Genomic DNA, 6,000 nt, shown 5'->3' with positions numbered 1-6,000 from the left:
GAAACTGACCGGCAGGGACGGGAAAACAGCGGTAGACTTCTGCATCGAAAGGGTGCTCCCTCGCTCGGCAAATAACGGTCTCGACAACCACTATTTTCCCAGCTCAGAGCACCCTTTCCCTGATTAACACGCCAACCCAGCGGCACCCCCATGAAAACCCCGGGCTAAAGCCTGGGATCGGGGCGCGGTCGGTGAGGAACGGCTCGGCGCCCGGCTCAATGCCGTGGCCGGGGCCGGTCTGGCTGTCCTCCACGACCGGCGGATCCCGGGCTCGAAGGCCAACATCGACCATATCGCCATCACTCCCGGTGGGATCTGGGTTATTGATGCCAAGCGGTACAAGGGCCGGCCTGAACTGAAGATCGAGGGTGGCATCCTTCGCCCGCGCGTCGAGAAGCTTTTTGTTGGCCGGCGTGACTGCACGAAACTGGTGGATGGGGTGCTCAAACAGGTCGACATCGTGCGCGACTTCGTCGGGGATGATGTTCCGGTCACCGGGGCCCTGTGCTTCGTGGAAGCGGACTGGCCCCTGATCGGGGGCTCGTTCTCGACTCGTGGCGTTCATGTTCTCTGGCCGCGACGGTTAGCCAAAGTGCTTTCAGAGCAAACAGCCGGCGACGCTGATGTGGCACGCTTGCGAGAATTGATGGCTTCGCATTTCAGGCCCGCATGACGTCATGCCATAGCCCAGCAGCACGAATCCGCCGCGCCGGAACTGGACCGCACCGCCCACCCGGCGTTAGAAGCCGCCTATCTGGTGGTGGCTCCTGCGGACCCGCGGGGTTTAGGTGGTGGTCCTGGATAATCAGCGCTCCGTCGACATGATGCGCGCCTTCCAGTCCGACAACCCGGCCCTTTGGGCCGAGGACATCGCCGAGTAGGGCCTCGCCGTAAACTGGCGTTTATGGTCTCCCGTATCAGCGAACTGGTCCTCAACTGCTCTGATCCGGAACTCCTCGCAGGGTTCTGGAGCGGGGTCCTCGGCTATGTCGAGCTTGGCAGGGAGGACGGTGCCATCGAGATCGGCCCGTCGGACGCCGGGTTCGGCGGCCTGCAGCCGACCATCATCCTGAGCCCGAGCAGCAACCCGCACACCGGACGCCTCCCGCTGCACATCGACGTCAACCCCGTGGACCGGGACCAGGACGCGGAGCTCGAACGCTTGCTTGCCCTTGGGGCCCGCCCGGCCGACGTCGGGCAGACAGGCAGCGAGCAGTGGCACGTCCTGGCTGACCCTGAAGGCAACGAGTTCTGCCTCCTGCGCAAGCGGCTTGACCCCTGAGCGGACGCCGGGGCTAACCCAATAAGTTTCTCCCCGTATCGCTCGTGCCAGCCCGGAACGACAGATACCGCGCATCCCCACGTCCCGACAGCCGCCCCAGGGCCTCGACGGCCTCAAAATCAGCGCGGCCCATGTCTGTGGACAGCCAGCGGATGAGCATTTCGGCGTCACCGCTGGCACGCACGGCCGACCCGACAGCTAGGTCCAGCTGGTCGCGAAGCAGCTGCACCGTCATCGCCCCGGACCGGCTGAGCAGGGGAGCGGTATACGCCTCCAGCGCTTCCTCCACCAGCCCTTCGCGCAGCAGCCGCAGCACCCGTCCCGAATCCGAACGGCGCGTCAGGTCCGCAGCCAAGCGGTAAGGGCTGGACTCCACGGCATCGCCCAGCATGGAGCGGACCCGGAACATCTCCGTCCGGATGGCCTGCGGCGTGCCCGCATCACCGTGGAGCTCATAGGTCAGTTCCTCGGCGGACCAGCCCTGAGCGCGTGAATCCAGCAGGGCCAGGATTTCCGCCCGCCGCAGCGTCAGCGGCACCCGGCTCCCATCAGCAAACAGCGCGGCAGGTTTGTCGCCGAGCAGCTCCAGCGACTCCACACCAACGGAAGGCCGCCGAACGGACGCACGCGGGGCACGAATAGAAGGCAACGCACCCAAGGAGGCCCCGCCGTCGTGCGTTCCCAGAAGCGTTTCCGCTACACGAACGGCGCACCGCACCATCCGCAGGGTGTCCGCGCTGAGGGTGTCCAGCGGCCCGGACACGTCGAGCACGCCCAGCAGCCGACCAGTGGCAGGGTCCGTGATGGGCGCCGCGGTGCAGGCCCACTCATGGTGGGTGCGGACCAGGTGCTCGGCGGAAAACAGTTGCACGGGCTGGCCGGTGAGCAGCGCCTCGCTGATCGCGTTGGTGCCGATCCCGGCCTCGGACCAGTCGGCACCTTCGGAGAACTCCAGCCGGTCTGCGCGCCGCAGCACGTCCGGACTGCCCACCCGCCACAGGATCTCGCCGCTGGCGTCGGTGAGCACCAGCAGGTGCCGGCCGGAACTGGAATCGTCGGCCAGGAGGTCGTGCAGCGCCGGCATGACCTGCTGCAGCCGGTGCTCCCGCCGCAGCTCCAGGACGTCGGACACGTCGTGCAGGTGCCGGGGGCTGTGCTGGTCCGGGCTGATACCCAGGGCCATGGAGCGGCGCCATGAATCCGCCAAGTTAGTTGGGATCTCCGGGCGCGGGACGCCGGAGATGACCAGTTCGTGGGCGCGTCGCAGGGCACGCGAATACTTCGCCGGGTCCGAAAACCTCAGGCCATAGTCCAAAACAGTGTCCTCCTGACCGGCGGCGTCCTTGCCGGCAGTGCCCGTGTAACGCGGTTGAAACCCCCACTGGGTTGCAATGGTGATGCAGCTCACGTCCGATCCAGCATAGCGCAGGGGACACCGGCGGGACGGGGCCGCCGGGACCAACAGACACACGGACCATACGACACAAAGGAGTGGACATGACCGATACACCCACCGCAGCCGCGCAGGCCTGGCTGACGGAACTGGATACCGCCCTGCAGCGGCGCGACGTGGACGCCGCCGTCGAACTTTTCGAGGATGACAGCTACTGGCGCGACTTCGTGGCGTTCACCTGGAACCTGAAAACACTGGAAGGCAAGGCGGACATCCGGCAGATGCTCGAGGCGACGCTGGATCACGTGCAGCCTTCTGACTGGGCGCTCTCCGAGGACGCCACCGGCTCCGACGGCAGCGTGGAAGCCTGGATCACCTTCGAAACCGCCGCCGCTCGCGGCTACGGCCACCTCCGGCTGCGGAACGGCAAATGCTGGACGCTGCTCACCACCATGCAGGAGCTGAAGGGCTTCGAGGAGAAGAAGGGCACCCGCCGCGAGAAGAGCGTGGCACACGAGATCATCAAGGGCCGCCGCTCCTGGCTGGAACAGAAGGAGGAGCGCGAGGCGCGGCTCGGCTACGAGGAGCAGCCCTACACGGTCATCATCGGCGGCGGGCAGGGCGGCATCGGCCTCGCGGCCCGGCTGCGGCGCCTCGGCGTCCCCACCCTGGTCATCGAGAAGAATGAGAAGCCGGGCGACTCCTGGCGGAACCGCTACAAGTCCCTGCACCTGCACGACCCCGTCTGGTACGACCACATGCCCTACCTGAAGTTCCCGGACGACTGGCCCGTCTTCGCCGCCAAGGACAAGATCGGCGACTGGCTGGAGCACTACACCGCCATCATGGAGCTGAACTACTGGGGCGGCACCGAGTGCGTGGGCGCCGAGTTCGACGACGGCACCCAGGAATGGGTGGTCAGCGCAGTCCGCGACGGGTCGCCGGTGACCCTGCGGCCGAAGCAGCTCGTGTTCGCCCTGGGCGTCTCCGGCTACCCGAACATTCCCGCGTTCGACGGCGCGGGGTCCTTCCTGGGGGAGCAGCGGCATTCCTCGCAGCACCCGGGCGGCGGAGACTGGACCGGGAAGAAGGCCGTGGTGATCGGCTCCAACAACTCCGCGCACGATATCTGCGCGGACCTGTGGGAGCACGGCGCCGACGTCACCATGGTGCAGCGGTCCTCCACCCACATCGCCCGGAGCGAGTCGCTGATGGACCTGGCGCTGGGGGATTTGTACTCGGAGAGGGCTTTGGCTGCCGGTGTCACCACGGAGAAGGCCGACCTGCTGTTCGCGTCGCTGCCCATGCGGATTCTGCCCGAGGCGCAGGTGCCGGTGTACCAGGCGATGGCTGAGCGGGATGCCGAGTTCTACTCCCAGCTGGAGGCCGCCGGGTTCGACTTGGACTTCGGCGTGGACGGGTCCGGCCTGTTCGTGAAGTACCTGCGGCGCGGCTCCGGCTACTACATCGACGTCGGCGCCTCCCAGCTGATCATCGACGGCCGGGTTCAGCTTAAGTCCGGGGAGGTTGCCAAGATCACCGGGAACGCCGTGGTCCTGGCTGACGGCACCGAGCTGGAGGCCGACCTGATCGTCTACGCCACCGGCTACGGCTCCATGAACGGCTGGCTGGCGGACCTGGTCTCTCCCGAAGTGGCGGACCGGGTAGGCAAGTGCTGGGGGTATGGCTCGGACACCCCGAAGGACCCGGGCCCCTGGGAAGGCGAGCTCCGCAACATGTGGAAGCCCACCAACGTGCCCCAGCTCTGGATCCACGGCGGCAACCTCCACCAGAGCCGACACTACTCCGCGTACCTGGCCCTGCAGCTGAAGGCCCGGATGGAAGGACTGGAGACGCCGGTCTACGAACTGCAGCCGACGCACCACACGAGGTAAGGCCCGCCTGTCGGGGTTGGGCACGCACCCAACCCCGGCAGCCCGCCGTCGTCCGCCCACCCCAAACGCCATATCACTTAATGTGCGGTTTTATTGGACGCTCTCGCACTTTGGCCACAGCTGCCGTTCGGTCGATGAAACGTCGCTTATCAGTATGGACAACACCCGCGGGAGTACGGAGTGCACCGCGTCCGTTCCGGAAGGCGGCACAGCGAAGCCCCCAGCTGATCGGCCGGGGGCTTCGCGAACTTCTTCGGAGTTTTATTTGGCTGCGACGAATACTTTGTCACCAAACATGCCCGGCCTGACGGCGAAAACGCCTTGCGACGCGGTGGCCGACGGCACTTCAAACGCCTGATTGCCGGTTGCCGAGGCGCCCTTATAGAGCGCGTTTGAGCTGATGGGATCAGGTTCTACGATGGACTTGTCGTAGCTGTTCACGGTCCTACCGTCTGCTGTCACGTATTCGATCGATACGAACGAAGGCGTCTGTCCGTTAGCGTCATCGCCGATGTAGGTGACGGAGTAGTTCACGAGGATATACTCGGAGCCGGCGGCAGGCGGTTTGTTGAATTGATTGGCAGCGACAACAGCGTCTGTGGCGGCGAGGGTGACCGAGTTGACCACAACGCGCCAGTCCTTGGACTCAATGACCGAGCCGATTGGATATGGGGTCTCGCGAGTCCCGGTTTTGCCAGCGGGAGCTGCCGCTGCCCCGCCGTCAGTTTTACCTGCCTCTCCGGACGGTGCTACGACTTTCGTGTCGCCGCTGCCGAAGGCGTTGCTGGCCGCCGACCCCACGACGGAGAAAAATACGACGACGCCGACAATTGTTCCGACGATTGACAGGATCAAGGCAGTGACGCCCATTCCCTTGGGCTTGTCTTTAAGGAACAAGGAAACGAGAGACAGAATGAATGCAATCGGCAGCAGAATCCAGCCAACGATCAGGGCTCCGGGCATGCAGGCGAAGATGAACCCGAGCGCTGCTGTGATGAGGGCGATGAGCCCCAGGATGTTCAACGGCTTTTTAGGCTTCGCCGGCTGAGGCGGGAGGGTCTGCGTTGACGCCTCGTGATCAGCCTGCGCGGGGGATGGATGATTGGGCGAAGTCTGCTGTGAGCCCGCCCCAGGGAACTCTGGTGTTGTCATGGCTCAAATATGGCAGACGTAAAAGGTTTTCGCGCCTTACGACAGTACGTAATCCCAAATATGACAAGCCTGAGTGGCATCGTGTGTGTTATTTACAAGATCAACGTATGATTGAATGATTGAATCTTTAACTAAAAATGCTTGGGCTGCGCTGTATGCAGGTTCTAGGTTTGGGCCTGTAGCCGGAAATTGATCTCATCGGACAGCAGGTTGTTCAGCATGACCCGCGCCAGCCGGCATTCCCGCAGCAGCAGGAGAACGTCGGCGCCGTCGTGCAG

The 6,000-nt window shown here is 64.7% G+C and carries 4 protein-coding genes and 1 pseudogene; 3 read left to right on the top strand and 2 right to left on the bottom strand.

The window, feature by feature from the left end; translation table 11 throughout:
- Window positions 1-190: 190 nt before the first annotated feature.
- A pseudogene (locus PY310_RS19520) lies at window positions 191-673 on the top strand (nuclease-related domain-containing protein); the annotation flags it as partial.
- 231 nt (window positions 674-904) lie between these two features.
- Complete coding sequence (locus tag PY310_RS19510) at window positions 905-1,282, top strand: VOC family protein (RefSeq protein WP_275216209.1); 378 nt, start codon at window positions 905-907, stop codon at window positions 1,280-1,282.
- Between the two features lie 13 nt (window positions 1,283-1,295).
- Here PY310_RS19510 and PY310_RS19505 read toward each other — a convergent pair whose 3' ends face one another.
- A complete protein-coding gene (locus PY310_RS19505; RefSeq protein WP_275216208.1) occupies window positions 1,296-2,690 on the bottom strand; it encodes a GAF domain-containing protein in 1,395 nt (464 codons plus the stop codon).
- 89 nt (window positions 2,691-2,779) lie between these two features.
- On the opposite strand from PY310_RS19505, the gene PY310_RS19500 reads away from it, so the two are divergent.
- Window positions 2,780-4,570 (top strand): NAD(P)-binding domain-containing protein, encoded by a 1,791-nt coding sequence (locus PY310_RS19500; RefSeq protein WP_275216207.1) that lies wholly within the window; start codon window positions 2,780-2,782, stop codon window positions 4,568-4,570.
- A 261-nt stretch (window positions 4,571-4,831) separates the two neighbouring features.
- Here the strand turns inward: PY310_RS19500 and PY310_RS19495 are convergent, their stop codons facing one another.
- Entirely contained in the window at window positions 4,832-5,722 is an 891-nt protein-coding gene (locus PY310_RS19495; RefSeq protein ID WP_275216205.1) for a DUF4352 domain-containing protein, read from the bottom strand.
- Between the last annotated feature and the right edge of the window lie 278 nt (window positions 5,723-6,000).

The organism is Pseudarthrobacter naphthalenicus (assembly GCF_029076445.1).
Classification (GTDB): domain Bacteria; phylum Actinomycetota; class Actinomycetes; order Actinomycetales; family Micrococcaceae; genus Arthrobacter; species Arthrobacter naphthalenicus.
Note: the sequence above shows the minus strand (reverse complement) of the source record. Positions and strands in the feature narration are given on the sequence as shown.